Origin of the sequence: Kribbella sp. NBC_01484 (assembly GCF_036227145.1) — a bacterium.
Taxonomy (GTDB): Bacteria; Actinomycetota; Actinomycetes; order Propionibacteriales; family Kribbellaceae; genus Kribbella.
On the sequence record NZ_CP109437.1, the window covers coordinates 394032 to 418332 of the forward strand.

Genomic DNA, 24301 nt, shown 5'->3' on the forward strand with positions numbered 1-24301 from the left:
GACTGGGCCCACTCGGCGGGGATGTTCGGGGGGAAGGGCGGTGCTCAGATGCCGAGAAGCTTCTTGGCCTTCTTCGCGTACGACGGCGCGACCTCGACGGTGCCGCTCAGGCGACGCTTGCGCTGGGACGACTTCGCCTCGGCGAGGTGGCGGATACCGGTCTGCTCGCGGCGGACCTTGCCCGTGCCCGTGATCCGGACGCGCTTCTTCATCCCCGAGTGGGTCTTCATCTTCGGCATGGCTATGTACTCCTGTTGTTCTTTCGTTGACTCGAACTCGGTGCGGTGCTCCGGCTGTCCTCGCGGCCGGCCGGAGCAATCACGTCACTCCGGGTCGAGGTTGTCTGCCGGACCCTTCGGCTTCTTCGTGGAGCCGGCGGCTCGCTCGGCCTCGTGCGCCTGAACCTGCTCGGCGCGCTCGGCGCGCTCCGCCTCGTGCTCAGCGTCACGCTCGGCCTGCTTCTTCGCCTTCTCGGCCTCCACGTCCACGCGCGCCTCGGACTTCTTCTTGTGCGGTCCGAGCACCATGATCATGTTCCGGCCGTCCTGCCGCGGCGAGGACTCGACGAAGCCGAGCTCGCTCACGTCCTCGGCCAGCCGCTGCAACAGCCGGAAGCCGAGCTCCGGGCGGGACTGCTCACGTCCGCGGAACATGATGGTGATCTTGACCTTGTCCCCGGCACGCAGGAACCGGACGACGTGACCCTTCTTGGTCTCGTAGTCGTGCGGGTCGATCTTCGGCCGCAGCTTCATCTCTTTGATGACCGTGTTGGTCTGGTTCCGGCGGGACTCGCGCGCCTTCTGCGCAGTCTCGTACTTGTACTTGCCGAAATCCATCAGCTTGCAGACGGGAGGCCGGGCTGTTGCCGCGACCTCGACGAGGTCGAGATCGGCCTCCTGTGCCAGCCGAAGTGCGTCCTCGATCCGGACGATGCCTACCTGCTCACCGTTCGGTCCGACCAGTCGCACCTCGGGAACGCGGATGCGCTCGTTGACGCGCAGTTCAATGGTGATGGGTCCTCCTGGGTTGTGCTCGTACTGGTGCCACCTCGTGATCACCGAAAGCCCCTGGAAAACACCAAGGCCTCCGTGCGATCACACGAAGGCCCAATTCCCAGATCGACGACGTCCCAACCCCTCCGGGTGGTACGCCGTACGACCGCTGTGATTCTCCGGATATCCTCCAGAACCTCTCAGCGTGACCGGGACCCGCCGACTCTGCATCGACTGGGTGGGAGGTGGCCCTCCGCTTAGACTCGAACCACCGGAGGCCCTCGAGTATTCCGCTCAGGGGTCACCAACGGACCGGGTCGGTCGCCATGTAAGAGTAGCAGCATGACCGACTCAGGTGCCACTTCGCAGCCGGACGACGCTCAGCCGGCGGCCGCGGACGACAGCCGCCCGGATCCGCTGTCCACAGTGTCTCGCGACATCGCCGACGTACCCAGCGTGGAGATCATCTCGACCGCCGCCCTCCACCTGATGAGCGCCGCCGCCGTCCACCTCGGCCTGGCCGAAGACCTCCCCGACCACCAGGACCTCGACGAGGCCCGCTCCCTGATCGACGCGCTCGCCGGCCTCCTCGACGCCTCCGCCCCGTCCCTCGGCCACCACCACGCCGCCCCCCTCCGCGACGGCCTCCGCTCTCTGCAGCTGGCCTTCAAGGAGTCCTCCACCATCCCAGACGAGCCCGGCGCCGGGCCTGGCGAGAAGTACACCGGCCCCGTCCACCCCACCGCCGCCCGCAGGTAACCCCGTCTGCGGGACCTCGGGGGTGAGGATGAAGAGGCCGGCGATCCTTTACAGCGTCAGGCGTTCTGTTCGTCGCGCCAGGCGATCCAGCGGCGGATGGTGTCGAGGTCGTAGTCGGGTCCGCTCGTGGAGACCGTGAACAGGCTGACACCGAGCTCGCGAAGGGCCGGACCGTTCTGCCAGGGATCGCCTCCGACGTGGACGGAGCGTTCGATCGTCGACGGGTCACGGCCGATCTCGGCGCAGTGCCGATCGAGCACGCCGAGCTTTCGGACCAGGTCCTCGCCCTCGGCGAAGGTGTTCCAGATGTCGGCATGCCGGGCGACCACGCGGAGCATCTTCTGCTCGCCACCGCCGGCGATCAGGATCGGCATCGGGCCGATCGGCGGCGGGTTCAGCGCGGCGAGGCGCTTCTCGATCCGCGGCAGGGCCTCGGCGAGCTCGGCCACCCGGCGGCCGGGCGAGGGGAACTCGTACCCGTACTCGAGGAACTCGCGTTCCTTGAAGCCGGCGCCGATCCCGAACACGACCCGCCCACCGCTGATGTGGTCGACGGTCCTCGCCATGTCCGCCAGCAGGTCGGGGTTGCGGTAACTGTTGCAGCTGACCAGGACCCCGAGGTCGATGCGGGAGGTCTGTTCGGCCCACGCGGCGAGAATCGTCCAGCCCTCGAAGTGCTTGCCCTCGGCCATCTTGCCCAGTGGGAAGAAGTGGTCCCAGGTGAAGAGGATGTCCGCGCCCAGGTCCTCGACCTCGGCGGCGGCCCGGCGGATCGCGGCGTACTCGGCGCGCTGCGGCGCCAGCTGGGCACCGATGCGGACTGGTCTCATGACAGTGCTCCCTCAGATGCGGTACGTCCTACCCAATCGTGCTGAAGAAGTTCAGCAGGCTGATGGGGGCATCGGGGCGAAACAGAGGTCGAGGGTGGCGGCGGATTCGGCCGCGGACTGTTCGGCGCGGGGGAAGAGGTCGGACTCGTACGCCGCCAGCGCCGCCTCGGTGTCCCCGGCCTCACACGCGCCAACGTCGCAGTCCTCAAGAACGGCCGAGCCAAAGCCGTCCGCTTCAGCACCCTCGAAGCCATCTGCCGAACCCTCAACTGCCAACCCGGCGATCTCCTCCAATGGATCCCCGACGAGCAGCACGAACAAGAAGCGGTGGCCTTGAACAAGAAATAACCTGTCCAAACCCCCCGCACCCAGTCCAAGACCCCGACGAGTGCCCGAGGTCTGTCGGCGAACTCGATGAAGCTCGCAGCCCGGGCGGAACGACAACCACCACCGGCCGGCGCCGGCGGTCGGCGGCGGTCGGCGGCGGAAGACGGCGGGCGCGGGCGGCGACGAGCGGTGGGCGGGGATTTCGGGCCGGAGCAGGGAGCTGGGACAAGGTGTCGGGACCTGGGACAGGTCATGAGTTGTCCCAGGCCCCAACTTGGTGTCCGCACGGCCGGTCGTGCGTCGTCCAGGCCGCTCCACGCCCGCCGCGACGCCCGCAGCGGACCCGACCCCCGCCGTCAAACGGCGCCTCGGAGGGTGGAGCCGATATCCGAACGCGTGCTGGCTTTCTCTTCGTTTACGAGGGGAGAACTCCCCGAGCCGAGGCGTTGTCCGAGCCGTTGTGGCGTCTCGGTGGCTACCCGACCTTGGCGGTGTCGACGCCGCTGCTGCGGGGATCGGCACGGACCTGAGACACTCACCAACCCCACCGTCAGCTCACCGCCGCCCCGGATCGGAGCGTGACCGAGGCAGGACCGCGTTGCTCGGTGAGTATGCCAGCACCGCGGAAGCGAGCCCGGACCCTGGCCGAACCGGTGCCGGCCACAGCAGAGATCGACTTTGTGCACCAGATCCGTACCCGGAGGGCCGGCACCGTACGGATCTGGTGCACAAAGTGACCGACCAAGCCACCGCGCGGGGTAGCGAGGCGGGGCTGTCGGGCGGGGTAGCGAGGCGGGGCTGTCGGGCGGGGTAGCGAGGCGGGGCTGTCGGGCGGCCGGGCGGCCGGGCGGGGCAGTCGGGCAGCCGGCGCGGGGCAGTCGGGTAGCCGGGCGGGGCGAGTGGCGGCGACCAGCGACCGGGGCTGGCGCAGTGTTGTCCGCTGGGATGTCCAAGGTCGGCCGGTGTTCTCGACGAAGCGCGGCAGCGCGCACCCCCGGGCGGGCCGGGAGCGCGCGCAGCGGACGCGACGGTGGGGTGGCCGTGGGTGCACCCGTGCGGGTCAGCCCTTGACGGCGCCTTCTTCGACGCCTTTGAAGAAGAAGCGTTGGAGGGTGGCGAAGACGATCACGATCGGGATGAAGGCGATCATCGTGCCCGCGGCGATCAGGCGGGGGTTGTTGCTGAAGGTGCCGGACAGGTACTGCAGGCCGACGGTCAGCGTGTACTTGTTCGGGTCGGTGAGCACGATCAGCGGCCAGAGGAAGTCGTCCCACGCGCCGATGAACGCGAAGATCGCGACCACGCTGATGGTCCCCCGGACCGACGGCAGCCCGATGTACACGAACCGCTGCCACGCGTTCGCGCCGTCCACGATCGCCGCCTGGTCGACCTCGATCGGCAGCGACCGGAACGCGTTGTACATCAGCAGCACGTTCAGCGCCCCGATCATGCCGGGCAGCGCGACCCCGAACAGCGTGTTCGCCAGCCCGAACTCCCGCACCGTCACGTACTGCGAGATGATCGTCACCTCACCGGGCAACACCAGCGTGGCCAGGAACAGCCCGAGCACCAGCCGGCGCCCGCGGAACTGCAACCGCGACAACGCGAACCCGGCCAGCGACGCCCCAATAACGTTGCCTCCAACAACGAGTACGGCGACCACCAGCGAGTTCCGCGCATAATCCCAGACGGGGATCGTGTCGGTCACGGACTTGTAGTGGTCGATCGTCGGCTGGGCCGGCAGCAACCGCGGGATCCGGGTGTAGATGTCCTCCCCGGATCCCTTCAGCGACGTGGACAACTGCCACAGGAACGGCCCGATCGTGATCAGTAGCACGAACACCAGCAGCAGGTAGCGGACCACCTTCTCGCGCGGCGAGACGGTGTTGAATCCGAAGGTTCCACGCCGACGCTTCGAACCCCCCGGCGTATCAGGAGCTTCGACAACAGCCGGCCGCGCCGAATCGGTGACAACACTCATGCTTCGGCTCCTTGGCGGTTCAGGCGGGCCAGCACCAGCATCGGTACGACGGTGACCAAGAACAGCACGATCGACAACGCGGACGCGTACCCGAGGTTGCCCTCGAAGCCCTGGCTGTACTGCTGGATCAGCATCACCACCGAGTTGTCCCGGCCACCCGGACCACCCTTGCCACCGCTCAGGATGAACAGCTCGGAGAACACCCGCAGCGCCGACACCGAGATCAGGATCGAGATCAGGATCATCGTCCCGCGCACCCCGGGGATGGTGATGTGGACGAACCGCCGGAACGACCCGGCGCCGTCGACCGCTGCGGCCTCGTGCAGCTCACGTCCGACGTTCCCGAGGGCGGCCAGGTAGATGATCATGTAGTACCCGAGCCCCTTCCAGATCGTCAGACTGATTGCACTCAGCAACAACAGCCACTGGTCGGACAGGAACGGCAGCGGCCCGGAGATGACACCGAGCTTCTCGGCCAGTCCGTTGACCAGACCGCGATCGTCGAGGATCCACTGCCAGATCAGCGCCACCACGACCGCCGAGGCCACCACCGGGGTGTAGAAGGCGGTCCGGAAGAACGTGATCCCGGGCAGCTTCTTCTCCACCAGTACGGCGAGCAGCAGCGGCAGGACGGTCAGGAACGGCAGGCAGACCACCATATAGATGACGCTGTTCAGCAGCGCCCAGCGCAACTGCTCGTCGTGCAGGAGGGTCTCGAAGTTCTTCAGCCCGACGAAGGTGCCGCCGCCGATCGGCCTGGCGTTGGTGAACGACAGGATGACGGTGTTGATCGACGGCCAGAGGTTGAACACCAGCAACCAGGCGAGTGCCGGGATCACCAGCACCCACGGTGTGAACCAGCGGTGATACCGCATTACTGCGTGAGGAGCTGGTTGGCCTTCGCCACCGCCGCGTCGAGGGCTGCCTGGGACGAGATCTTGCCGGCGATCGCGAGCGAGATCTGCTGCCCGATGAAGTCGTTGGTGGCGCCACTGATCACCGGCGGCTGCAGCACCTTCGCCTTGGCCAGCGACTGGAATGCGAGCACCTTGGCGTCGCTCTCCGGCGTACCGTCGCTCTTCGAGAAGTACGGGTCCGAGGCGGACGCCTTCGTGGACGGGAAGATGTTCACGATCTTGGCGAACGCGGCCTGGTTCTCCGCGTTGGTGACGAACCGGGCCAGCGCGATCGCGGCCGCCTGGTTCTTGGTCTTGGCCGACACCGACAGGCCCTGCACGTACAGCGGCGGGGTGTCGAGCGCGGGCGACGGGACGACCTTGCCCTTCAGTGACGGGTTGTCCTTCTGGAAGTCCTGGATCGCGTTGCCGCCACCGGTGGTCCAGGCGACCTTGCCCTGGGTGAAGAGCTTGGAGTTGCCCAGGTACTCCTGGGTCAGGATGTCGCGCGGCAGGTAGCCGGCCTTGTAGGCGTCGCGGTACTTGTCCAGCAGCGCGGCGGCCTCAGGGGTGTTGAAGACGAACTTCTTGCCGTCGTCGGACAGGATCTTCACGCCGGCGTTGGTGAAGTCACCGATGCCGGGCAGCCGGCTCATCAGGTACTCCTTGCCGCCGGTCTTGTCGTGCATGACCTTGGCGGCCGCGAGCAGTTCGTCGAACGTCTTCGGCGGGTTCTTCACGTCGAGTCCGGCCGCGGCGAACTTGGTCGCGTTCCAGTAGTCGATGTCGGTGTTCAGGTACCAGGGGTAGCCGAAGGTGCCGTTCATGCCCTGGTACTGGTACGCCTGGACGCCGCCCTCGACGTACTCGTCGTTGATCTTCGGGTCGGCGGCGCCGACGTCGAGGAGCATGTCCTGCTTGGCCAGCGAGAGGGCGAAGTCCGGCGGCAGGTTGGTCACGTCCGGCAGCTGGCCGGCCGAGGCCTGGCTCAGCACCTTCTTGTCGTAGCCGTCGCCCGGCTGGTCCAGCCAGGTGACCTTGGTGCCCGGGTACTTCGTCTCGAAGGCCTTGATCACACCTTCGACGTACGTCGTGAACTTCGGCTTCAGGGCCCAGGTCTGGAAGCTGACCTCACCGGTCACCTGGGCGTTCGCGTCGACGGTCGGCTTGGCGGCGGCACTGCCGGAATCGCCGGATCCGAGGCCGCAACCAGCCAGAGTGAGAGCGGCGGCGGCGAGGGCTGCCACCGGCGCCAGACGGCGTCTACGCATGGAAATCTCCTGGGTTTGATAAACCGGTATAGCTCCTGCACTATCCACATCGTAGAATCCGCTGTCAAGGGGCGAGAGGGTGCCGAGACACCCTCGAAGGGAGGTGCCGGATGGCGAGACCGACGATCGCCGACATCGCGAACCGGGCCGGGGTGTCCAAGGGCGCGGTGTCGTTCGCGCTGAACGGGCGGCCGGGGGTCAGCGACGCGACCCGGGAGCGGATCCTGAAGATCGCCGAGCAGATGAGCTGGCGGCCGCATAGCGCGGCCCGGGCGCTGGGTGAGGGCCGGGTCGACTCGGTCGGCATGGTGATCGCCCGGCCGGCTCGCACGCTCGGGGTGGAACCGTTCTTCGCGCACCTGCTGTCCGGCGTGCAATCGGGGCTGTCCGCGCGGTCGATCTCGCTGCAGTTGCTGATCGTCGAGGACACCGCGACCGAGCTCGAGGTGTACCGCCGGTGGGCCTCGGAGCACCGCGTCGACGGCGTGATCCTCGTCGACCTGACGGTGAAGGACCCGCGGATCGAGGAGCTCAAGACGCTCGAACTACCGGCCGTCGTGATCGGCGGCCGCGGCGGCAAGGGCGCGCTCTCCTCCGTCTGGGCCGACGACCGGGACGCGATGCTGTCGATCGTGGAGTACCTGGCGGCCCTCGGTCACCGCCGGATCGCGCACGTCGCCGGTACGCCGGTCTTCCAGCACACCCAGCGCCGGATCCGGGCCCTCCGCGACGCCGCGCCGCGACTCGGGTTGATCGATGCACCGTCGATCACCACCGACTTCAGCGACGCCGAGGGCGCGGCGACCACGCGCAAGCTGCTCTCCCAGGCGGCCCGGCCGACCGCGATCGTCTACGACAGCGACGTGATGGCGGTGGCCGGCCTGGGTGTCGCGATGGAGATGGGCGTCTCGGTGCCGGGCGACCTGTCGATCGTGGCCTTCGACGACTCGATCCTGACCCAGCTGATGCATCCCGCCCTGACCGCGCTGTCCCGCGACACCTTCGACTTCGGCCGGCAGGCGGCCGAGGTGCTGCTCGAGGTGATCGCCGACCCCACCCAGATGATCAACCGCCGCACCGCCGACCCGATCCTCACCGTCCGCGAGTCCACCGCTCCCCCGCCCTCGGTTGCCCGGGTGCCCTAAACCGTTTTAGCATCCTCCGCATGCCCCTGGATCCCGTCACGTGCCGGTTCGGCGCGAACCACGTCCCCTCGGCCGGCTGGTTCTACAGCTGGCTCGACTACGACGGCGACGCGGTACGGCGGGACTTCGCGGACCTGGCCGGGATCGGCCTGGACCACGTCCGGGTGTTCCCGGTCTGGCCCTGGATCCAGCCGAACCGGGCGATCATCCGCGAGCGCGCGATCGACGACCTGCTCGACACCATCGACGCCGCCGCCGAGCATGGACTGACGGTCGCGGTCGACCTGATCCAGGGCCATCTGTCCAGCTTCGACTTCCTACCGTCGTGGGTGCTGACCTGGCACAAGACCAGCCTGTTCGAGGATCCGGCGGTCCGCGACGGGCTCACGGCGTACGTCGACACCGTGGCGCGCGCGGTCGCGACGCGGCCGAACGTCGTCGCGATCACGCTCGGGAACGAGGTCAACAACCTCTGGCCGGACAGCGCGACCGGCTTCGAGAGCTCGACCGCCTGGGCGCTGGATCTGCTGACCACGGTGAAGAAGGCCGCACCCGACGTCCTTGCCCTGCACTCGCTGTTCGACGACGCCTGGTACAAGGCCGACCACCCGTTCCACCCCGTTGATGTCGTGGAACTGGGTGAGCTGAGCACTGTCCACTCGTGGGTTTTCAACGGGGTCTCACGAGTGGACGGTCCCCTCGGGCCGGCGACGCTCACCCACGCCGACTACCTGGTCGAGCTCGCCAAAGCGACCTCGCTCGATCCGGCCCGACCCGTGTGGTTGCAGGAGATCGGCGTACCGGGGCCGGACATTCCGGTGAAACTGCAGGCCGAGTTCACCCGGCGGACGGTCGAGTCGGTGCTGCCGAATCCCGCGCTGTGGGGTGTGACCTGGTGGTCGTCGCACGACATCGACCGGCGACTGCTGGACTTCCCGGATCGGGAGTACGACCTGGGCCTGTTCACCGTCGACCATCAGCGGAAGCCGGCCGCGCAAGCGCTCGCGGACGTGATCGCGGAGGTCCGGGCGAACGGCGTACCGCCGCAACCGGCGCCCACCACCCTGACCTCTCCGGTCAACCTCCGCACCCAGCCGCACCGGCGGCCGGAAGTTGCCCCCGGCAGCCAATTCCACCGCCAGTGGGTCGCCGCCCGCGCCAACGGCCCGGTCCGCATCGTCCTCCCCTGACTCTCTTGCGTCCGAAGATCCGAGGGTCAGGACCCACACTTCTTCGGACGCAACGAATCAATGGGTGTCGATCAGGATCTGGATGCCGTCGAGGATGCGGGTCAGGCCGAATTCGAGGTCGTCGTTGAGACCGTCTTCGTACTCCTGGTTCGTGTACAGCGCGGTCAGCATCGGATAGCCGCCCGCGATCAGCCGCGGCACGAGGAACCGGCCGACCTGCTCGGCCTGCACGGGCGTGTTGTCACTGGCCCCGAGCTGCCGCGCCAGGTTCGCGTAGTTGCGCGCGAATCCGTCCAGGAGCATCAGGCAACCAAGGTTGTCGTGCTGACTGAGCCCGGTCCCGGCCATCGCCTCGAGGATCACCTCGATCCAGCGCAACACGTTCGGCGTCACGGGTGCACCCCGGATCGGGACCTCGAGCAGCCAGGGGCGTACGGCGTACAACTCGACCTGGGCGTGGACCCACGCGGTCGCCGCCGGCCGCCAACCGGACGGGAGCTCCGGCGGTAGTCCGACCGCGGTGTCGTGGACCAGCACGATCAGCTCGTCCTTGGACCGGACGTACCGGTACATCGCGTTCGTGCTGACGCCGAAGTGCGCCGCGATCTTCTGCAGCGAGATCGCCTCGAACCCGTGCCGGTCGCCGAACTCGATCCCGGTCGCCACGATCCGCTCGACCGACAGCGCCGGCTTCGGCCCGCGCCGCTGCACCGGCTGCACACCCCAGGACAGCGCCAGCCCCGGCGGCAGGTCCTCGGTCATGACCACCATTCTCAGGGGTGCTGGCACCACCCCGAACTGGGATCCCAAGACCCTGGGACCCGAATTGTTCAATCCCTACGCTTTTTATCAGTAAACCTCACGAAAGCGCAGGTACTCCCGATGAACACCGTTCTCGATCCGCTCCTGCTGCCCGACCAGGTGGCGCTGTCCGCGACCGACCGGCAGGCCGCGTCCGACAAGCTCGACAGCGCTGTCCGGCAGGGCAGGCTGACCCCGCCGCAGGCGCTCGACCGGCACGATCTCCTCGATGCGTCCCACACCCGCGGCGAGCTCCACCAGGTCCTCGACGGCCTGGACGACGCAATCCCGCCGCGTCGACTCACGACCGCACTGCGCGTGACCACCGCTGTCTGGCTGATCACCTGCGTCGTGCAGTTCGTGGTCTGGCTGTCACTGGCCTTCTTCGGCCGCTTCGACTGGCCGTGGTGGCTGTACTCCGACCTCGGCCTCGGCGCGGTGGTCGGCATCCTCTGGTGGACCCACGAGTCGTACCACCGCAAGAGCGCCGTACTTCTCAATCGATGACAGGCCCCGGCTCGATCCACGCGTAGCCGCCGTCTTCCAGGCGAACCACCTGGAGGCCGGCGGCCAGGCGCCGTACGTCGTCGGTCTCGATCACGCCGGTCGCCGGGCCGGCGATGTCGAGGACGATCGCGGCGGCGCCCTCCTGGATGGCCGCGGTCGCGGCCAGCTTGGTCTGCGCCGGCATCGGGCGGGCGTCAGGGCTCCAGCGGGCCAGGCTCTCGGTTCCGGTGAAGGCCAGTAAGGCGTTGCGGCCGTCCTGGCCCTGGAGCAGCGCGACCGCCATGTCCGACGTCTTGTCGTGCGCCAGGCCGTTCTCGTCGTACTCGACCTCGCCGAGCATCGCGACCACCGGCACCAGCAGCCGCGCCCTGGTCAGCGCCGCCAGCATCGCGCCGTGGTCACCCTCCGCGAGCGCCCTGGCCAGCGCGGGGTCGGCCGACCCGTCGTCGTTGTCGAACCCGGTGAAAGCCAGTCGGCGTTGTGGTTGCACGCACACATTGTCTCCCCCGGACCGCCCGACCATCACAACGGCAATACATCGAGCGGTGCCACGCTCGGGCGGTCGGTCCGGGGCCCGATGTGATGGCCTGGGGATCCGGAGCGGGGTTTCAGGGTGGCGTCAGGGCTCTTCCCCTCTTGGTTCCGGCGCGGACTGTGCGAGCCTGGGTATGTGCCCAACTTCAACGATTTGACGCTGCTGCCGTTCTGCGTAGGCCTCACGCTGCTCGGCCTGATCGGCTCGTGGGCCGCGTGGCGGCGCCGCGGGGTCGCGGCCGGCACGCGCGGCGTGGCCTGGTCCCTGCTCCCGGTCTCGCTCTACCTGACCGGGCTGCTGGAGCTGGTCTGGGACATCGTCAGGTCATCGGTGAGCTGGGTCACCCACCTGATCTTCTCGCCGACCGTGTGGGCCGGGGTCGCGCTGTTCGGCGTCTCGGTGGTGCTGTACGTCGTCTCCGGCGTGGCCCGCGGGCGGCGTGGCGACACCCCGAAGGTACAGAAGAAACCCGCCTCGCCCGCGGGCGAGCTGACCGCCACGGGTCCCGCACCCGCGTCGGCCGCTCCCGCCAAAGCTGCCAAGCCGGCCAAGGGGTCCAAGGCCAAGCAGCAGGAATCGTCGGAGTTCGACGAGATCGAGGACATCTTGAAGCGCCATGGAATCAACTGATATCGCCGCTGACCACGGCACTCTCGCCCCCCTGACCATTGACTCCCTGCTCGGCAACGTCCAGTCCGGCCCGCCGCGCCTCGGCCGGACCCGGCTGATCGGCATCGACGGACCGGCCGGCTCCGGCAAGTCCTGCCTCGCGGCGAACGTCGCGGCCCGGGCCGAGGCTCGCGGACTGCACACCGCCGTCATCCACATGGACGACCTGTACGACGGCTGGTCCGGAGCCGAGCGTGGTTTCGGCCTGCTGCGCGACCACGTCCTGCAGCGGATCGCGGACGGCCGCGAAGGCCGGTACCGGCGCTACGACTGGCACCTCGGCGCGTACGCCGAGCTGCACGTCGTACCAGCCACGATCGAGCTGCTCATCGTCGAGGGCGTCACCTCGTGCGACCGCGACGCCGGCCACTGGCAGTCCCTGCGGCTGTGGATCGAGACGTCCAACGAGGTCCGCCTGGACCGCGGCATCGAACGCGACGGCGAGGCCCAGCGCGACCACTGGCTGGAGTGGATGCGGTGGGAGCGCGATCATTTCGCCGACCAGGCCACCCGCTCCCGCGCCCACGTGATCGTCGACGGCAATCCGTCGATCCCGCACGACCCGGCGCTGGAGATCATCACCAAGTCGGTGGCACTACCGCCTCACGACTCAGCCGCTTCCTGAAGGCCGTCCCAGGACCACTGCGGGATGACCAGGCCGGACGGCACGTCGTCGGCCGAGCCGTGGTACTGCGCCATCGGCACAGTGGTCGCCCACGCGAAGTAGTCGTGCAGCACCGCACGCAGCCGGTCGTCGGCCAGTCCGATATCGGCGAGCGCCTCGTCGAAGCACGCGATCGCCCGGCGATCCATCTCCTCGTGCTGACCGTTCCCGCTGTGCAGCCGGACGACGGACGTCTCGTCCCCGTAGGTCCCGGAGTACGCGACCGGTCCGCCGAGCGCCTCACCCCAGTACGCCGCCAGCCGCTCACTGTGGTCCGGCCGGAACCCGTGGCTGAACGCGTGACTCACGATCTCGTCGGCCATCACCCGCTCATGCCACGCGTGCGCCAGCCGCAGCATCCCGTCAGCCCCACCCGCCGCTTCGTACACCGTCTGCATGGAGTCAGTCTGCCCTCGTCAGCTTCCGGACCGCGAGCAGCCTGGCGTGCGGATGATGGATCCACTCTCCCGCGGGCGCCTGGTCGACGTACTGCTGGCGCAGTTCAGCGATGAAGGTGTCGCCCCGGGCGAGCGCGAGCGCCCGCAGCGGTCCGGCCCGGTCCGCGGCGTCGAAGTACGCCGCCGCGCTCGGATGGGTCATCGGATAGGCCACTAGCTCGTCTCGCTCGACAACCGCGTCGGCGAGGGCATCGACGAGTCCGTCCTCCCACGAGCGGTCCGCGTGGTCTTCGAGGACTTCGTCGAGGAGGGCGAACGGCCCGGTCTCCTCGGCGACTTCAGGCCAGTAGACAACGCACATCCGGCCGCCCGGCCGGAGCGCACCGAACCACGAGCTGATGGCCGCCGCCGGGGCCGGTAGCTGCTGCAGGCCGAACACCGACAGAACCGCCGCGCAGGTGCCGGACCATCGTGGATCAAGCGCCGCGGCATCACCCTGGAAGACGTCGACGTCCGGCAGCCGGCTTGCCCGTTCCCGGGCCAGCCGCACCATCTCCGCCGACAGGTCGATGCCGACGATCGCCCGCCCGGGGAACCGTGGTGCGAGCAGGTCGAGCTCGGGGAAGGTCCCGCAGCACGGCACCAGGATGGGACCGTCGGGCACCTCGGCCACCGCCTCGACAGCAGCCTTCACCCAGGGCGCGAAGCGGGGCACGAAGTACGCCTGATAGCCATCGGCCGCCTCGTCCCATCCGCGCGCCGTCCGGCTGAGACGCTCGTCGGGCTCGGTCATCGGATCTCCTCCGTCGACATCGTGATCGCCGCAAGCCGGCGGCGGACATGGTCTCGTTCCGGTTCGGCGCCGGCCAGGTGCAACGCCCGCTCGTACGCCGCGGTTGCCTCGGGCAAGCGTCCGAGCCGGTGCAGCAGGTCGGCGCGGGCGAGGGCGAACGGGTGGTAGTTGCGCAGGCGGGGTTCGCCGGCGAGCTCGTCCAGCAGCGCCAGCCCGGCCTCGGGTCCGTCGCGCATCGCGGTCGCGGCGGCGCGGTTGAGCGCGATCACCGGAGACGGGTCGATCGCGAGCAGGACGTCGTACAGCGTGACGATCTGCGGCCAGTCGGTGCCGGCGAAGTCGGCGGCCTCGTCGTGGAGGGCGGCGATCGCGGCCTGGACGGCGTACGGGCCGGCCGAGCCGCCGGTGAGGGCGGCGACCACCAGGTCCCGGCCTTCGGTGATCATGGCGCGGTCCCAGCGTTCGCGGTCCTGGTCTTCGAGCAGGATGATCTCGCCGTCGGGTCCGCTGCGAGCGTCGCGGCGGGCGTGGATCAGCAGCATCAAGGAGAGCAGCCCGGTGACCTCGCGCTCCTTCGGGAGCAGCCGGTGCAGGATCCGGGCCAGCCGGATCGCCTCCTCGGCGAGGTCGAGGCGTTGCAGGTACGGGCCGGAGCTGGCGGCGTACCCCTCGGTGAAGACCGAGTAGATCACCTGCAGTACGCCGGGCAGGCGCTCCGGCAGCTCGTCCGGGCCGGGGACGCGGAACGGGATCCGCGCTTCCCGGATCTTCGTCTTCGCCCGGACGATCCGCTTCGCCATCGTCGCGGTCGGGACCAGGAACGCCCGCGCCACCTCCGGCGTGGTCAGCCCGGCCAGGCAGCGCAGGGTCAGCGCACCCCGGTCCTCGGGCGCGAGCGCCGGATGCGCGCAGGTGAAGAACAGTTCCAACCGCTCGTCCGGCAGCTGGCCGTCCACGGATGGCGGCGCGGCCCGGTCCGCCTCGACCTGCAGTACGGCGAGTTTGGCGGCGTACACCTGGTCACGCCGCAACCGGTCGACCGCCTTCCGCCGCGCTGTGGTCATCAGCCAGCCGCCCGGGTTCGGCGGTACGCCGTCGACCGGCCAGCGCACCAGCGCCGCCTCGATCGCCTCCGAGGCGACCTCCTCGGCCAGGTCGAGGTCGCCGAACCGCCGGACGAGCGCGGCCAGCAGCCGGCCGCGCTCCTCCCGGAAGACCTCCTCGACCTGGTCCACGTCAGAACTCCGCGACCGGGCGGACCACCACCGAGCCTCCGGCCCGCGATCCCGGGCATCTGGCCGCCCAGTCGAGCGCGACGTCGAGATCGGGTACGTCGATCACGAAGAACCCACCGAGCACCTCCCGGGTCTCGGCGAACGGCCCGTCGGTGACGGTCCGCTTCCCGTCGTTGGCGACCTGCACCCGGGTGGCGGTGACCAGGTCGGCCAGCGATTCCGACGCCACGACGACGCCCGAATCGTTGATCTCCTTGTCGAACCGCATCCAGTCCTCCGGCTCACACCCGACCGCTCCCCCACTCGCGTCGAGCTCACCGGCGTTGATCAAGAGCATGTACTTCATCAGAACCTCCTGTCAGCGTGTCTACAGCATCACCACGAACGGGGTCCCCTCCGATGGACAAAGATGTACCGAAGAACGGGTAGTAGTCACCCCGAGCCGCCCTCCGTCGGCCCGGCCCAGCGGAAGCAGCGCGAGCGAACCGAACTACTACCCGTTCTTCGGTACGCAATAGGCGAGGATGGGGTCCATGAGCGTCTTGCCTTCGGGAGAGCAGTGGAGCGTCCAGGCCGGCGGGTACGCCGCGACCGTGGTGAGTGTCGGCGGCGGGGTGCGCGGGCTCACGTACGACGGGCGGCCGGTGCTGCTCGGGTACGGCGAGGACGAGCCGGCGCACGCGGGGATCGGCCAGCACCTGTTCCCGTGGCCGAACCGGATCTCCGACGGCAAGTACACCTTCCAGGGCGTCGACCAGCAGCTCGCTCTGACCGAGCCCACCCGGCAGAACGCGATCCACGGCCTGACTCGCTGGGCGAACTGGGAGCGCGCGGACGACGGGACCGACCCGGCGGTGGTCGAGGTCGGCCACCGGTTGCACGGGCAGCCCGGGTACCCGCACCAGCTCGACCTCCGGCTCACCTATCGGCTGGGCGACGACGGGCTGACTGTCGACGCCACCGCCACGAACGTCGGGGCGAGCGACACACCGTACGGGTACGGCACCCATCCCTATCTGAGCGTGGGCCGTCGGATCGACGAGTGCGTGCTGGAGTTCAGTGCGGCTGAGTGGCTGGAGGTGTCACCCGAGCGGATGACACCGATCGGACTCACCCCGGTCGCCGGCTCGCCTTTCGACTTCGCCGCCGGCCGGGTGCTCGGAGAGTTGGACATCGACAACGCGTTCACCGGTCTGGGCGGCGGCTCGTGGTCGGTCACGCTGACCGATCCGGATACCGGCGCCAACGCGGTCCTGACCAGTGACACGCCGTGGCTGCAGCTCTACACCGGCGCCGCGATCGGACGTACGGCGCTCGCCGTCGAGCCGATGACCTGTCCGCCGAACGCGTTCATCACCGGGCAGGACCTGATCGTCCTGAAGCCCGGTGAGTCGCACACCACGACGTTGCGGGTGTCGGCCTAGATCTCCGGGTGCCTGGTGGCCGGGCCGGCGCCGTGTTCGCGGGCCACCGCCGCCAGCTCTTTTGCCGCCCGGCTCGCCCGGGATCCTTCGGCGGCCTGGACCGCGAGGATCCCGAGCCGGTTGCCGTCGGCATCGAACAGCTGGAGCCAGGCGTCGCCGGAGCGGAACCGCAGCGCCGAGATGTCGCCCCACGGCACCGTGTACGACTTGAACACGTTGCGCACCCGCAGCCGGTCCGGGTACGCCGTGACCCGCAGCGTGGTCATCCGGTACAGGATCCACAGCACGGCGCCGAAGAACGCCAGCAGCGTGAGCCGCTGGAACCAGCTGAACGACTCCCGCGCGTCGGCCGGCAGCCGGAACCAGATGACCCCGAACACGGCGATCAGCGACAGACCCATCAGACCGGCCATCAGCGCCACGATCCGCGGATGGAAGGTGAACAGCCGGTCGGTCATGTCAGATCCTGCAGGCGTGGATGTCGGTGGTGAGGATGGCACGTGCGCCCACCTCCCACAGTTGATCCATCAGCCGCTGCGCGTCGGCCCGCTGGACCATCACCCGGACGGCGACCCAGCCCTGCCGGTGCAGCGGCGAGACCGTCGGCGACTCGAGGCCGGGCGCGACCGCGGTCGCCGCGTCGACGTCCTCGGCGCGGATGTCGTAGTCCATCATCACGTAGTTGCGCGCGATCAGGACGCCCTCGAGCCGGCGGACCAGCTGCTGGATCCCGTTCGGCGGGGTCTCCACGCCGTGCCGTTTGATCAGCACGGCCTCGGACTTCAGGATCGGGTCGCCGAACACCTCCAGTCCGGCCTGGCGCAGCGTCGTACCCGTTTCGACGACGTCGGCGATCACGTCCGCGACGCCCAACTGGACGGCCGACTCGACCGCGCCGTCGAGGCGGACCACGGCGGCGTCCACACCGTTCTCGGCCAGGTGATCCTGCAGGACCCCGGCGTACGACGTGGCGATCCGCTTGCCGGCCAGGTCCTTGATGGTGTCGGCGACGCCGGGCCGGCCGGCGAACCGGAAGGTGGACGAGCCGAAGCCGAGTTCCATGATCACGTCCGCGTCCGCGTGCGAGTCGAGCACCAGGTCGCGGCCGGAGATGCCGACGTCGAGTGTGCCCTCGCCGACGTACACGGCGATGTCCCGCGGGCGCAGGTAGTAGAACTCGACCTCGTTGGCCGTGTCGGTGAGGGTGAGGTCCTTGGTGGTCCGGCGCTGTTTGTAGCCGGCCTCGGTGAGCATCTCGATGGCGGCTTCGCTCAACGAGCCCTTGTTGGGTACTGCGACGCGCAGCATGGCACTGCCCTTTCGATGGTGAGGTGAACCGGTGGGTCTGTGGGGCGTCTCCTACAGATGTCGGTACACGTCGTCGAGATCCAGGCCGAGCGCGTGCATCATCACCTGGGCGTGGTAGAGCAGCTGTGACAGCTCTTCCGCGGCCCGGTCCTTGCTCTCGTACTCGGCAGCCATCCAGGATTCGGCGGCCTCTTCGACCAGCTTCTTGCCGATCGCGTGCACGCCGGCATCCAGCGCCGCCACGGTCCCGGAACCCTCCGGCCGCGTCGCCGCCTTCTCACCCAGCTCGGCAAACAGCTCCTCAAATCTCTTCATCGCCCGCCCAGCCTACGGGGCGGGTGCGGCGGGATCGTCCCCAGGTCCGGTAGGCGGACCCGATCTGTGGGTTACTGGAGTCGTGGACGAACAAGTGCAGATCTCGGTGATGCTGGCGGTGCCGGACGCACCGGCCGCGGCAGAGTGGTACGCGCGGGCGCTCGGCGCCGTGGAGCTGTGGAACCTGGGCAGCGTGATCGGCCTTAGCGTCGGCGGCGCTGCCTTCTTCCTCGGCGAGCCAGGCAACAACGGCTGGGCCACACCTGAGGCCGTCGGCCTCCCGACGGTGCGGGTCGAGGTCTTCGTGGACCACCCGGACACCTTCATCCAGCGCGCCGTCGACGCCGGCGCTGACCCGAGGAAGGACCCGGTGCGCACCCACGCGATGCCCTGGGGCCCACACCGGCAGGGCACCTTCTTGGACCCCTTCGGCCACCTGTGGTTCGTCGGCGACAAGTCGCCGCTACTGCCCCACCAGGGCGGCTGACAGGGTGCGCGGGGGCGAGTGGGCGTCGACGTAGTAGGAGTGGCGCTCGGACAGGAACTGCTTGACCATCGCGTAGTCGAGGGTGTCGTCAGGCGTGCGCAGGTGGAACGGCGGTGGGTAGAAGGCGTCGCCGAGCAGCATGACGCCGGAATCGATCGCCACCAGGGAGTCCGGCGCGTGGTTGCCACCGACATGACGCAGTACGACGCCTGTCGGCAGCGTGAGCGTGTCGTCGAAGGTCTGGTGCGGGAGGACGATGCGGAAGTCCGCCCAGTCGGGGATCGCGAGGGCGCGGGCGCGGAAGCTGGGCCCAAGTTTGGGGTTGGCTTTGACCTGGTCGTAGAGGTAGCGATGGCTCCACGGGCGATCGGCCTCGGCGCGGAGAAGCTCGACGGACGCGGCGTGGGCGACCACGGTCAGGTCGCCCGGCCAGGCGCAGGCACCCCAGGTGTGGTCCCAGTGGTGGTGGGTGTAGACGAGCCACTTCGGCGCGGGCAGCCCGGCGGTCGCGATGGCTGACTGGATGTCGCGGGCATGTTCGGGGCTGTTGCCGGCGTCGATCAGGACGCTGCCACGGTCGTCGGCGATGACGGCTACGGACGGGCGGACCGCGTCGGGGTCAGGGTCGTGGGGGTAGAGCCAGACCCGGCCGGTCAAGTGTTCGAGCACCTGGCCGACGATAGTGCGCATGCACACTCCCCGCAGAGTCCGTGACCTCGGCGTCGTCGTCGGCACCCTGCCTCCCGGTGCGCTCAACGCGATCACCGACGTACCTGGGGTGCGGGTCGGGCAGACGACGATCTCCGGTGGCGATCTCAACACCGGGGTGACGGCGATCCTGCCGGACGGGTACGCCGACGGGCTGCCGGCGGCGGTTGCGGTCGGCAACGGGTACGGCAAACTCGTCGGCTCCACCCAGGTCGACGAACTCGGGGTGATCGAGACCCCGATCCTGCTCACCGGGACGTTGAGTGTCTTCCGCGTTGCCGACGCCTTCCTCACCTGGCTCCTCGACCGCGACCCGAACGCCACCAGCCTCAACCCGATCGTCGGCGAAACCAACGACGGCCACCTCTCTGCCATCCGCCGCCGCCCGATCACCCCAGCACACGTCCACGCCGCCCTGGACTCGGCCTCCCCCGACCTCCCCGCAGAGGGGTGCGTAGGAGCCGGCACCGGTACGGCGGCCCTCGGCTTCAAGGCCGGAATCGGCACTGCCTCCCGCACCCTCGCCTCCCTCGCAGCTGGCGTGGGCACGGTCGGTGCTCTGGTTCAGTCCAACTTCTCCGGTCTGCTCACCGTCCTCGGCACTCCGATCCCGGCTCAGCCGCTCGACGCCGACGGCAACTCCTGCATGATCGTCGTCGCCACCGACCTCCCCCTCGACGCCCGCCAACTCGGCCGCCTGGCCCGGCGCGCGATCTTCGCGCTCGCCCGCGTCGGCTCCGACTACTCCCCCGGCGGCGGCGACTACGCCATCGCCTTCACCACCAACCGCACCCCCGGCTTTGCCGACCGCGACCTCCGCGGCCCGTTCCAAGCCGTCACCGAGTCCGTCGAGGAAGCCCTCCTCAACTCCCTGACGATGGCCCGCACCACCACCGGCCACGGCGGCAACAGCGCCCGAGCCGTCCCCCACGACCTCATCATCGAGCGGCTGAGGTCGGCCGGCGTACTTCGCTGATCCGCCCCGCGGCTCGACCTTGAGAACCCACCAACCACTCTCGGCGCCTGGAAGTGGTTGGTGGGTGCTCAAAGTCGAATCGGCACGTGGGGTGGAGGTGTTCCGGCTCTACCAGCCGATGATCGGCGCGATGGACGACGTCCTGGCCGGCTACAGCGAGGCCGAGCTCGACCTGATCGCCGGCTTTCTCCGCCGCAGCAGCGAGGCGGGCGAGCGGGCCAACGACCAGCTGGCTCAGGAGTAGAGGTCGGACAGCGTGCGGCCGAGCCTCGCCAGCTCGGTCCGCAGCTCCGGCGGCTCCAGCACCTCCACGGCATCGCCGAACCGGCAGAACGCAGCAGCCGCGTTCGGCACCGACTCGATCGGCAGTGTGACCGTCACACTGCCGTCCTCCGCCGGCTCAGCCGCCGCGACCGCCTTCACCAACTGGGGGAACGAGACGTCATGCATGCGCCCGACCAACCGCGCCGACACCCGCAGTACGGCGTACCCGGTGAAGCGGACCTGGTCGAACTGATCGAGATGCTCCTGCCAGTACCGCGAGAGGTCGAACCCTTCGGTCCGCTCGAACTCCTCCTCGGTCGGCGTCAGCTCGAGGATGTTGGAGACCCGGTACGTGCGCATCCCGTTGGCGGTCGCGGCAACGACGTACCAACTGCCGTTCTTGAGCACCAGCCCGTACGGCGCCAGCACGCGCTCGACCTCGCGCGGCTCCTCCCACCGGCGGTAGAGCACCGTGATCCGGCGGTCGTGCAGTACGGCGTCGGCGACGGCGGCGAGATGCGGTGAGTTCTCGGCGTCCTGGTACCAGGCGGGCAGGTCGAGGTGGAAGCGGTTCTTCAGCCGACCGGCGCGATCCCGCTGGTCCGGCGCCAGCGCGGCCAGCAGCTTCAGCTCGGCCCCGCTCGTCTCCGCGGTCAACCCGAACGCCGCGGCCGCGCCCGGCAGGCCGACCAGGAACAGCGCGGCCGCCTCCTGCTCGGTGAGTCCGGTCAGCCTGGTCCGGTACCCCTCGACCAGCCGATAGCCGCCGGCCCGCCCCTGATCGGCGTACACCGGAACGCCGGCCGCCGCGAGCGCCTCGACGTCGCGGTAGATGGTCCGCAGCGACACCTCGAGTTCGTCGGCGAGCTCACGCGCGGTCAACTGCCGCCGCGTCTGCAGCAACAGCAGGATCGACAGCAACCGACTCGAACGCATGCTCCGAGGTTAGCTGCAAACACTGCCATGACCTGTCAGGTATGGCGGCGAAGCTTGGCTGCATGACGACATGGACCAAGGTGACCGGCGACTTCGACTTCCTCAACGGGTACTTCGACGTCCGGCACCGAACCTTGAAGCAAGCCTTCGCCGGCAGCGACGAGTGGCTGGAGTACGACGGGACGACGACGGCACACACGTACTTCGACGGGGCGATCAGCATCGACGAGATGCGCTTCCCGACGAAAGGGTCGTACGGCCTGTCGGTGCGGTTGTTCGACCCGGTCGCCAAGGAGTGGAGCATCTGGTGGATCAACAGCACCACGATGCAGCTCTATCCCCCGGTGCGCGGCGGCTGGTCGGAGGACGGCTCGACCTGCCGGCTGGTCGGTGAGGACGAGCTCGACGGGAAGCCGATCCTCTGCAGCTACGAATGGTCGGACATCACCGCGGAGACCGCGCACTGGGAGCAGGCGTACTCCAACGACGGCGGCGAGACCTGGGAAACCAACTGGATGATGGACTTCACCCGCCGGTCCACGCCGCCACCCGCTCTCGACATCCCCAAGGTGACCGGTGACTTCGACTTCCTCGTCGGTCGCTGGGACATGCACAACAGCCGCCGCAAGCCTGTGTTGGGCGAGCCGGCCGAGTGGTACGACATGGAGTCCGAGATGGAAGTCACTACGTACTTCGACGGAGCGATCAGCTTCGACGAGGGCTGGTTCCCGACCGAGGGCTTCCGCGGCGCAACCCTGCGCATCTACAACCCCGAGTCGAAGACCTGGGCCATCCACTGGATCAACAGCCTCCGCGGCCAACTGGAGACCCCCGTCATCGGCTCCTTCGCCGAGGACGGCATCGGGACCTTCGAGGGTCCGGACGTCTGGGACGGTCAGCCCATCGACGTCCGCTTCCTCTGGACCCCAGGTGTCGACAAAGCCGCCTGGGAGCAATCCTTCTCCATCGACGGCGGCAAAACCTGGCTCCCCAACTGGAAAATGCAACACACCCGGATCAAGTAGCGGGTGGCCGTTCCCACGCGCTGCCCGCCCAACTGCGCATCCGTTCAGCCATCGAGTCGTGGATCGGGGTCGGCGAGGACCTCATCGCAAGCACCGATTCACGACTCGACGCCGTCCGCGAGCCCTACATGCGTAGCGCGCGTGGGGGGCAAACAGTTACAGCTCGCGGATTGCGACCAGGGTGGAGAGGGCTGCCTGCGTTGCCTCGTATCCTTTGTCTTCGCGGCTGTCGGGGAGGCCGGCTCGGTCCAGGGCCTGGGGGTCGTTGTCGCAGGTGAGTACGCCGAAGCCGATCGGGATGCCCGTGCTCACGCCGACCTGCATGAGGCCCTCGGTCGCCGCCTGGCAGACGTACTCGAAGTGCGGAGTGTCACCTCGGATCACCACGCCCAGCGCCACCACAGCGTCGTACCCGTTCTTCGCCGCGTGCAGCGACGCGACCGGGAGCTCGAAGGACCCCGGGACCCGGATCACCGTGTAGTCGGTGACGCCGGAGTCGTCGAGCGCGCGGATCGCACCCGCGACCAGAGCGTCGGTGACCTTCGGGTGCCACTGGGCCGCGACGATCGCGACCCGGGCCCCGTCCGCGCGCGGGACCTCGAGGCTTGGTGCTCCACTGCCCGACATCAGCCGGCTCCGTTCTCTTCCGTGAGTACGCCGCCGGGCAGGTGATGACCCATCCGGTCGCGCTTCGTCCGCAGATACCGCAGGTTGTGTTCGGTCGGGTCGATCGAGATGCCGCGGCGCTCGACCACGTCGATGCCGTACCCCTGGACCCCGGCGAGCTTGTCCGGGTTGTTGGTCAGCAACCGCACCTCTTTCACACCCAGATCCGCGAGGATCTGCGCGCCGGTGCCGTAGTCGCGCGCATCCGCCGGCAACCCGAGATCCAGGTTCGCGTCAACCGTGTCCCGGCCCGCGTCCTGCAACTCATAAGCCTGCAGCTTGTGCAACAACCCGATCCCACGCCCCTCATGCCCGCGCAGATACACGACAACACCGCCCTCAGCCGCAACCTGCCGCATCGCCTCGTCGAGCTGCGGACCACAGTCACACCGCAGCGAGCCGAACACATCACCGGTCAGGCACTCCGAGTGCAACCGCACCAGCGTCGGTCCGTCGCCGATCTCGCCGCGAACCAGCGCCAGCTGCTCCGACCCGTCCACCGTGTTCCGGTAGCCGTGGGCAACGAAATCGCCGTACTGCGTCGGTAGCGTGGTCGTCGCGACGCGCTGGATCTGCGACTCGGTACGGCGCCGGTAGCGGATCAGATCGTCAATCGACACCAGCACCAGCCCGTGTTCGTCGGCGAACGTCCGCAGCTGCGGACCGCGCTTCATCGTGCCGTCGTCGTTCACCAGCTCGGAGATGACCGCGGCCGGCGTCAGCCCGGCCATCCGGGCCAGGTCGATCGACGCCTCGGTGTGCCCGGGCCTGACCAGTACGCCGCCCTCGCGCCCACGCAACGGGAACACGTGGCCGGGCTGGACCAGGTCGTACGGCTCCGAGGCCGAGTCGGTCAGCACCCGGATCGTCCGGGCCCGGTCGGCCGCCGAGATCCCGGTGCTGATGCTGTCACGGGCGTCGACCGAGATCGTGTACGCCGTCCGCATCCGCTCCCGGTTGTGCGGGGTCATCAGCGGGATGCCGAGCCGGTCGAGCTCGGCGCCCTCCATCGGTACGCAGACCACGCCGGAGCTGTACCGGATCAGGAACGCCAGCAGCTCCGGGGTCGCCTTGGAGGCGGCGAAGATCAGATCGCCCTCGTTCTCGCGGTCCTCGTCGTCGACCACGATCACCGGCCGTCCGGCCCGGATCTCGTCGATCGCATGCTCGATCGTGTCGAGCTTCAGCACGTCACCCAT

The 24301-nt window shown here is 68.8% G+C and carries 31 protein-coding genes; 11 read left to right on the forward strand and 20 right to left on the reverse strand.

The genetic code is table 11. From position 1 onward, the window contains the following. Window positions 1-44 precede the first annotated feature (44 nt). Together rpmI and infC are read right to left on the reverse strand one after the other, a co-directional pair. Window positions 45-239, reverse strand: coding sequence for a 50S ribosomal protein L35 (rpmI, locus tag OG555_RS01795; RefSeq protein WP_329480524.1), 195 nt, complete (start codon window positions 237-239; stop codon window positions 45-47). Window positions 240-323: 84 nt separating this feature from the next. Further along, complete coding sequence (infC, locus tag OG555_RS01800) at window positions 324-1058, reverse strand: translation initiation factor IF-3 (protein WP_329480526.1); 735 nt, start codon at window positions 1056-1058, stop codon at window positions 324-326. 276 nt (window positions 1059-1334) lie between these two features. On the opposite strand from infC, the gene OG555_RS01805 reads away from it, so the two are divergent. Then, window positions 1335-1751 carry a DUF1844 domain-containing protein gene (locus tag OG555_RS01805; RefSeq protein WP_329480528.1) on the forward strand — a complete coding sequence of 139 codons (417 nt, stop codon included), beginning with the start codon at window positions 1335-1337 and terminating at the stop codon, window positions 1749-1751. 56 nt (window positions 1752-1807) lie between these two features. Here OG555_RS01805 and OG555_RS01810 read toward each other — a convergent pair whose 3' ends face one another. The 5 genes from OG555_RS01810 to OG555_RS01830 all read right to left on the reverse strand — a co-directional run bounded on the left by OG555_RS01810 (window position 1808) and on the right by OG555_RS01830 (window position 7056). Beyond that, window positions 1808-2581, reverse strand: a complete 774-nt coding sequence (locus OG555_RS01810) for an LLM class F420-dependent oxidoreductase (RefSeq protein WP_329480530.1) — start codon at window positions 2579-2581, stop codon at window positions 1808-1810. 51 nt (window positions 2582-2632) lie between these two features. Next, window positions 2633-2938, reverse strand: coding sequence for a hypothetical protein (locus tag OG555_RS42690; protein WP_442914477.1), 306 nt, complete (start codon window positions 2936-2938; stop codon window positions 2633-2635). 1030 nt (window positions 2939-3968) lie between these two features. Continuing rightward, window positions 3969-4889: a carbohydrate ABC transporter permease gene (locus OG555_RS01820; RefSeq protein WP_329480531.1), complete on the reverse strand. Its 921-nt coding sequence runs from the start codon at window positions 4887-4889 to the stop codon at window positions 3969-3971. Beyond that, window positions 4886-5728, reverse strand: a complete 843-nt coding sequence (locus OG555_RS01825) for a carbohydrate ABC transporter permease (RefSeq protein ID WP_329480533.1) — start codon at window positions 5726-5728, stop codon at window positions 4886-4888. Before OG555_RS01825 ends, OG555_RS01820 begins: the two co-directional genes overlap by 4 nt. Window positions 5729-5763: 35 nt before the next feature. Continuing rightward, window positions 5764-7056, reverse strand: a complete 1293-nt coding sequence (locus OG555_RS01830) for an ABC transporter substrate-binding protein (protein WP_329480535.1) — start codon at window positions 7054-7056, stop codon at window positions 5764-5766. Between the two features lie 110 nt (window positions 7057-7166). Here OG555_RS01830 and OG555_RS01835 point away from each other — a divergent pair, with 110 nt between their 5' ends. Together OG555_RS01835 and OG555_RS01840 are read left to right on the forward strand one after the other, a co-directional pair. Continuing rightward, on the forward strand, window positions 7167-8201 hold the full coding sequence (locus OG555_RS01835; protein ID WP_329480537.1) for a LacI family DNA-binding transcriptional regulator: 1035 nt from the start codon (window positions 7167-7169) through the stop codon (window positions 8199-8201). A gap of 20 nt (window positions 8202-8221) precedes the next feature. Beyond that, a complete protein-coding gene (locus tag OG555_RS01840; protein WP_329480539.1) occupies window positions 8222-9391 on the forward strand; it encodes a glycoside hydrolase 5 family protein in 1170 nt (389 codons plus the stop codon). Window positions 9392-9448: 57 nt separating this feature from the next. Here the strand turns inward: OG555_RS01840 and OG555_RS01845 are convergent, their stop codons facing one another. Then, window positions 9449-10153, reverse strand: coding sequence for a TetR/AcrR family transcriptional regulator (locus tag OG555_RS01845; RefSeq protein ID WP_329480541.1), 705 nt, complete (start codon window positions 10151-10153; stop codon window positions 9449-9451). Window positions 10154-10273: 120 nt separating this feature from the next. Here OG555_RS01845 and OG555_RS01850 point away from each other — a divergent pair, with 120 nt between their 5' ends. Continuing rightward, a complete protein-coding gene (locus OG555_RS01850; protein ID WP_329480543.1) occupies window positions 10274-10699 on the forward strand; it encodes a DUF1707 domain-containing protein in 426 nt (141 codons plus the stop codon). Here OG555_RS01850 and OG555_RS01855 read toward each other — a convergent pair. Beyond that, window positions 10689-11189, reverse strand: coding sequence for an SseB family protein (locus tag OG555_RS01855; RefSeq protein ID WP_329480545.1), 501 nt, complete (start codon window positions 11187-11189; stop codon window positions 10689-10691). The two genes, OG555_RS01850 and OG555_RS01855, sit on opposite strands and share 11 nt — an antisense overlap. Window positions 11190-11369: 180 nt before the next feature. On the opposite strand from OG555_RS01855, the gene OG555_RS01860 reads away from it, so the two are divergent. Next, complete coding sequence (locus OG555_RS01860; protein ID WP_329480546.1) at window positions 11370-11864, forward strand: hypothetical protein; 495 nt, start codon at window positions 11370-11372, stop codon at window positions 11862-11864. After that, on the forward strand, window positions 11851-12528 hold the full coding sequence (locus OG555_RS01865) for a uridine kinase family protein (protein WP_329480548.1): 678 nt from the start codon (window positions 11851-11853) through the stop codon (window positions 12526-12528). Before OG555_RS01860 ends, OG555_RS01865 begins: the two co-directional genes overlap by 14 nt. On the opposite strand, the gene OG555_RS01870 is transcribed toward OG555_RS01865, so the two are convergent. Genes OG555_RS01870 through OG555_RS01885 form a run of 4 tightly spaced genes read right to left on the reverse strand, consistent with a single transcriptional unit; the run spans window position 12507 to window position 15339 of the window. After that, entirely contained in the window at window positions 12507-12965 is a 459-nt protein-coding gene (locus OG555_RS01870) for a group II truncated hemoglobin (RefSeq protein WP_329480550.1), read from the reverse strand. The two genes, OG555_RS01865 and OG555_RS01870, sit on opposite strands and share 22 nt — an antisense overlap. A gap of 4 nt (window positions 12966-12969) precedes the next feature. Next, the gene (locus OG555_RS01875; RefSeq protein WP_329480552.1) at window positions 12970-13758 is read right to left on the reverse strand and encodes a class I SAM-dependent methyltransferase; all 789 of its coding nucleotides are present in this window, start codon (window positions 13756-13758) and stop codon (window positions 12970-12972) included. After that, window positions 13755-14993 carry an RNA polymerase sigma factor gene (locus OG555_RS01880; RefSeq protein ID WP_329480554.1) on the reverse strand — a complete coding sequence of 413 codons (1239 nt, stop codon included), beginning with the start codon at window positions 14991-14993 and terminating at the stop codon, window positions 13755-13757. The genes OG555_RS01875 and OG555_RS01880 overlap by 4 nt, the downstream gene beginning before the upstream one ends. A gap of 1 nt (window position 14994) precedes the next feature. Continuing rightward, complete coding sequence (locus OG555_RS01885; protein WP_329480556.1) at window positions 14995-15339, reverse strand: YciI family protein; 345 nt, start codon at window positions 15337-15339, stop codon at window positions 14995-14997. A 187-nt stretch (window positions 15340-15526) separates the two neighbouring features. On the opposite strand from OG555_RS01885, the gene OG555_RS01890 reads away from it, so the two are divergent. Further along, window positions 15527-16417, forward strand: coding sequence for an aldose 1-epimerase family protein (locus OG555_RS01890; protein ID WP_329480558.1), 891 nt, complete (start codon window positions 15527-15529; stop codon window positions 16415-16417). On the opposite strand, the gene OG555_RS01895 is transcribed toward OG555_RS01890, so the two are convergent. The 3 genes from OG555_RS01895 to OG555_RS01905 are packed head-to-tail and all read right to left on the reverse strand — an operon-like array spanning window position 16414 to window position 18040. Further along, entirely contained in the window at window positions 16414-16875 is a 462-nt protein-coding gene (locus OG555_RS01895) for a PH domain-containing protein (RefSeq protein WP_329480560.1), read from the reverse strand. The two genes, OG555_RS01890 and OG555_RS01895, sit on opposite strands and share 4 nt — an antisense overlap. A gap of 1 nt (window position 16876) precedes the next feature. Further along, a complete protein-coding gene (gene hisG, locus OG555_RS01900) occupies window positions 16877-17725 on the reverse strand; it encodes an ATP phosphoribosyltransferase (RefSeq protein WP_329480562.1) in 849 nt (282 codons plus the stop codon). 51 nt (window positions 17726-17776) lie between these two features. Then, entirely contained in the window at window positions 17777-18040 is a 264-nt protein-coding gene (locus OG555_RS01905; RefSeq protein ID WP_328518885.1) for a phosphoribosyl-ATP diphosphatase, read from the reverse strand. 82 nt (window positions 18041-18122) lie between these two features. On the opposite strand from OG555_RS01905, the gene OG555_RS01910 reads away from it, so the two are divergent. Further along, a complete protein-coding gene (locus OG555_RS01910) occupies window positions 18123-18527 on the forward strand; it encodes a VOC family protein (RefSeq protein ID WP_329480564.1) in 405 nt (134 codons plus the stop codon). On the opposite strand, the gene OG555_RS01915 is transcribed toward OG555_RS01910, so the two are convergent. Then, the gene (locus OG555_RS01915) at window positions 18504-19217 is read right to left on the reverse strand and encodes an MBL fold metallo-hydrolase (RefSeq protein WP_329480566.1); all 714 of its coding nucleotides are present in this window, start codon (window positions 19215-19217) and stop codon (window positions 18504-18506) included. The genes OG555_RS01910 and OG555_RS01915 overlap by 24 nt on opposite strands. Between OG555_RS01915 and OG555_RS01920 the strand changes: the two genes are divergently transcribed. Then, window positions 19216-20211: a P1 family peptidase gene (locus OG555_RS01920; RefSeq protein WP_329480568.1), complete on the forward strand. Its 996-nt coding sequence runs from the start codon at window positions 19216-19218 to the stop codon at window positions 20209-20211. The genes OG555_RS01915 and OG555_RS01920 overlap by 2 nt on opposite strands. Window positions 20212-20275: 64 nt before the next feature. Beyond that, window positions 20276-20455: a hypothetical protein gene (locus tag OG555_RS01925; protein ID WP_329480570.1), complete on the forward strand. Its 180-nt coding sequence runs from the start codon at window positions 20276-20278 to the stop codon at window positions 20453-20455. Here the strand turns inward: OG555_RS01925 and OG555_RS01930 are convergent. Next, window positions 20446-21411, reverse strand: a complete 966-nt coding sequence (locus OG555_RS01930; RefSeq protein ID WP_329480572.1) for a helix-turn-helix transcriptional regulator — start codon at window positions 21409-21411, stop codon at window positions 20446-20448. The two genes, OG555_RS01925 and OG555_RS01930, sit on opposite strands and share 10 nt — an antisense overlap. A gap of 62 nt (window positions 21412-21473) precedes the next feature. Between OG555_RS01930 and OG555_RS01935 the strand changes: the two genes are divergently transcribed. Further along, the gene (locus OG555_RS01935) at window positions 21474-22436 is read left to right on the forward strand and encodes a hypothetical protein (RefSeq protein ID WP_329480574.1); all 963 of its coding nucleotides are present in this window, start codon (window positions 21474-21476) and stop codon (window positions 22434-22436) included. Window positions 22437-22592: 156 nt separating this feature from the next. On the opposite strand, the gene ribH is transcribed toward OG555_RS01935, so the two are convergent. Further along, window positions 22593-23063 carry a 6,7-dimethyl-8-ribityllumazine synthase gene (gene ribH, locus OG555_RS01940; RefSeq protein ID WP_329480576.1) on the reverse strand — a complete coding sequence of 157 codons (471 nt, stop codon included), beginning with the start codon at window positions 23061-23063 and terminating at the stop codon, window positions 22593-22595. Next, the gene (locus tag OG555_RS01945; protein ID WP_329480578.1) at window positions 23063-24301 is read right to left on the reverse strand and encodes a bifunctional 3,4-dihydroxy-2-butanone-4-phosphate synthase/GTP cyclohydrolase II; all 1239 of its coding nucleotides are present in this window, start codon (window positions 24299-24301) and stop codon (window positions 23063-23065) included. Before OG555_RS01945 ends, ribH begins: the two co-directional genes overlap by 1 nt.

Coding starts and splice junctions, on each gene's coding strand:
- rpmI (WP_329480524.1), bottom strand. CDS start 239: ATGCCGAAGATGAAGACCCACTCGGGGATGAAGAAGCGCGTCCGGATC.
- OG555_RS01805 (WP_329480528.1), top strand. CDS start 1,335: ATGACCGACTCAGGTGCCACTTCGCAGCCGGACGACGCTCAGCCGGCG.
- OG555_RS01810 (WP_329480530.1), bottom strand. CDS start 2,581: ATGAGACCAGTCCGCATCGGTGCCCAGCTGGCGCCGCAGCGCGCCGAG.
- OG555_RS01820 (WP_329480531.1), bottom strand. CDS start 4,889: ATGAGTGTTGTCACCGATTCGGCGCGGCCGGCTGTTGTCGAAGCTCCT.
- OG555_RS01830 (WP_329480535.1), bottom strand. CDS start 7,056: ATGCGTAGACGCCGTCTGGCGCCGGTGGCAGCCCTCGCCGCCGCCGCT.
- OG555_RS01835 (WP_329480537.1), top strand. CDS start 7,167: ATGGCGAGACCGACGATCGCCGACATCGCGAACCGGGCCGGGGTGTCC.
- OG555_RS01840 (WP_329480539.1), top strand. CDS start 8,222: ATGCCCCTGGATCCCGTCACGTGCCGGTTCGGCGCGAACCACGTCCCC.
- OG555_RS01845 (WP_329480541.1), bottom strand. CDS start 10,153: ATGACCGAGGACCTGCCGCCGGGGCTGGCGCTGTCCTGGGGTGTGCAG.
- OG555_RS01850 (WP_329480543.1), top strand. CDS start 10,274: ATGAACACCGTTCTCGATCCGCTCCTGCTGCCCGACCAGGTGGCGCTG.
- OG555_RS01865 (WP_329480548.1), top strand. CDS start 11,851: ATGGAATCAACTGATATCGCCGCTGACCACGGCACTCTCGCCCCCCTG.
- OG555_RS01870 (WP_329480550.1), bottom strand. CDS start 12,965: ATGCAGACGGTGTACGAAGCGGCGGGTGGGGCTGACGGGATGCTGCGG.
- OG555_RS01875 (WP_329480552.1), bottom strand. CDS start 13,758: ATGACCGAGCCCGACGAGCGTCTCAGCCGGACGGCGCGCGGATGGGAC.
- OG555_RS01885 (WP_329480556.1), bottom strand. CDS start 15,339: ATGAAGTACATGCTCTTGATCAACGCCGGTGAGCTCGACGCGAGTGGG.
- OG555_RS01890 (WP_329480558.1), top strand. CDS start 15,527: ATGAGCGTCTTGCCTTCGGGAGAGCAGTGGAGCGTCCAGGCCGGCGGG.
- OG555_RS01895 (WP_329480560.1), bottom strand. CDS start 16,875: ATGACCGACCGGCTGTTCACCTTCCATCCGCGGATCGTGGCGCTGATG.
- hisG (WP_329480562.1), bottom strand. CDS start 17,725: ATGCTGCGCGTCGCAGTACCCAACAAGGGCTCGTTGAGCGAAGCCGCC.
- OG555_RS01905 (WP_328518885.1), bottom strand. CDS start 18,040: ATGAAGAGATTTGAGGAGCTGTTTGCCGAGCTGGGTGAGAAGGCGGCG.
- OG555_RS01920 (WP_329480568.1), top strand. CDS start 19,216: ATGCACACTCCCCGCAGAGTCCGTGACCTCGGCGTCGTCGTCGGCACC.
- OG555_RS01915 (WP_329480566.1), bottom strand. CDS start 19,217: ATGCGCACTATCGTCGGCCAGGTGCTCGAACACTTGACCGGCCGGGTC.
- OG555_RS01930 (WP_329480572.1), bottom strand. CDS start 21,411: ATGCGTTCGAGTCGGTTGCTGTCGATCCTGCTGTTGCTGCAGACGCGG.
- OG555_RS01935 (WP_329480574.1), top strand. CDS start 21,474: ATGACGACATGGACCAAGGTGACCGGCGACTTCGACTTCCTCAACGGG.
- ribH (WP_329480576.1), bottom strand. CDS start 23,063: ATGTCGGGCAGTGGAGCACCAAGCCTCGAGGTCCCGCGCGCGGACGGG.
- OG555_RS01945 (WP_329480578.1), bottom strand. CDS start 24,301: ATGGGTGACGTGCTGAAGCTCGACACGATCGAGCATGCGATCGACGAG.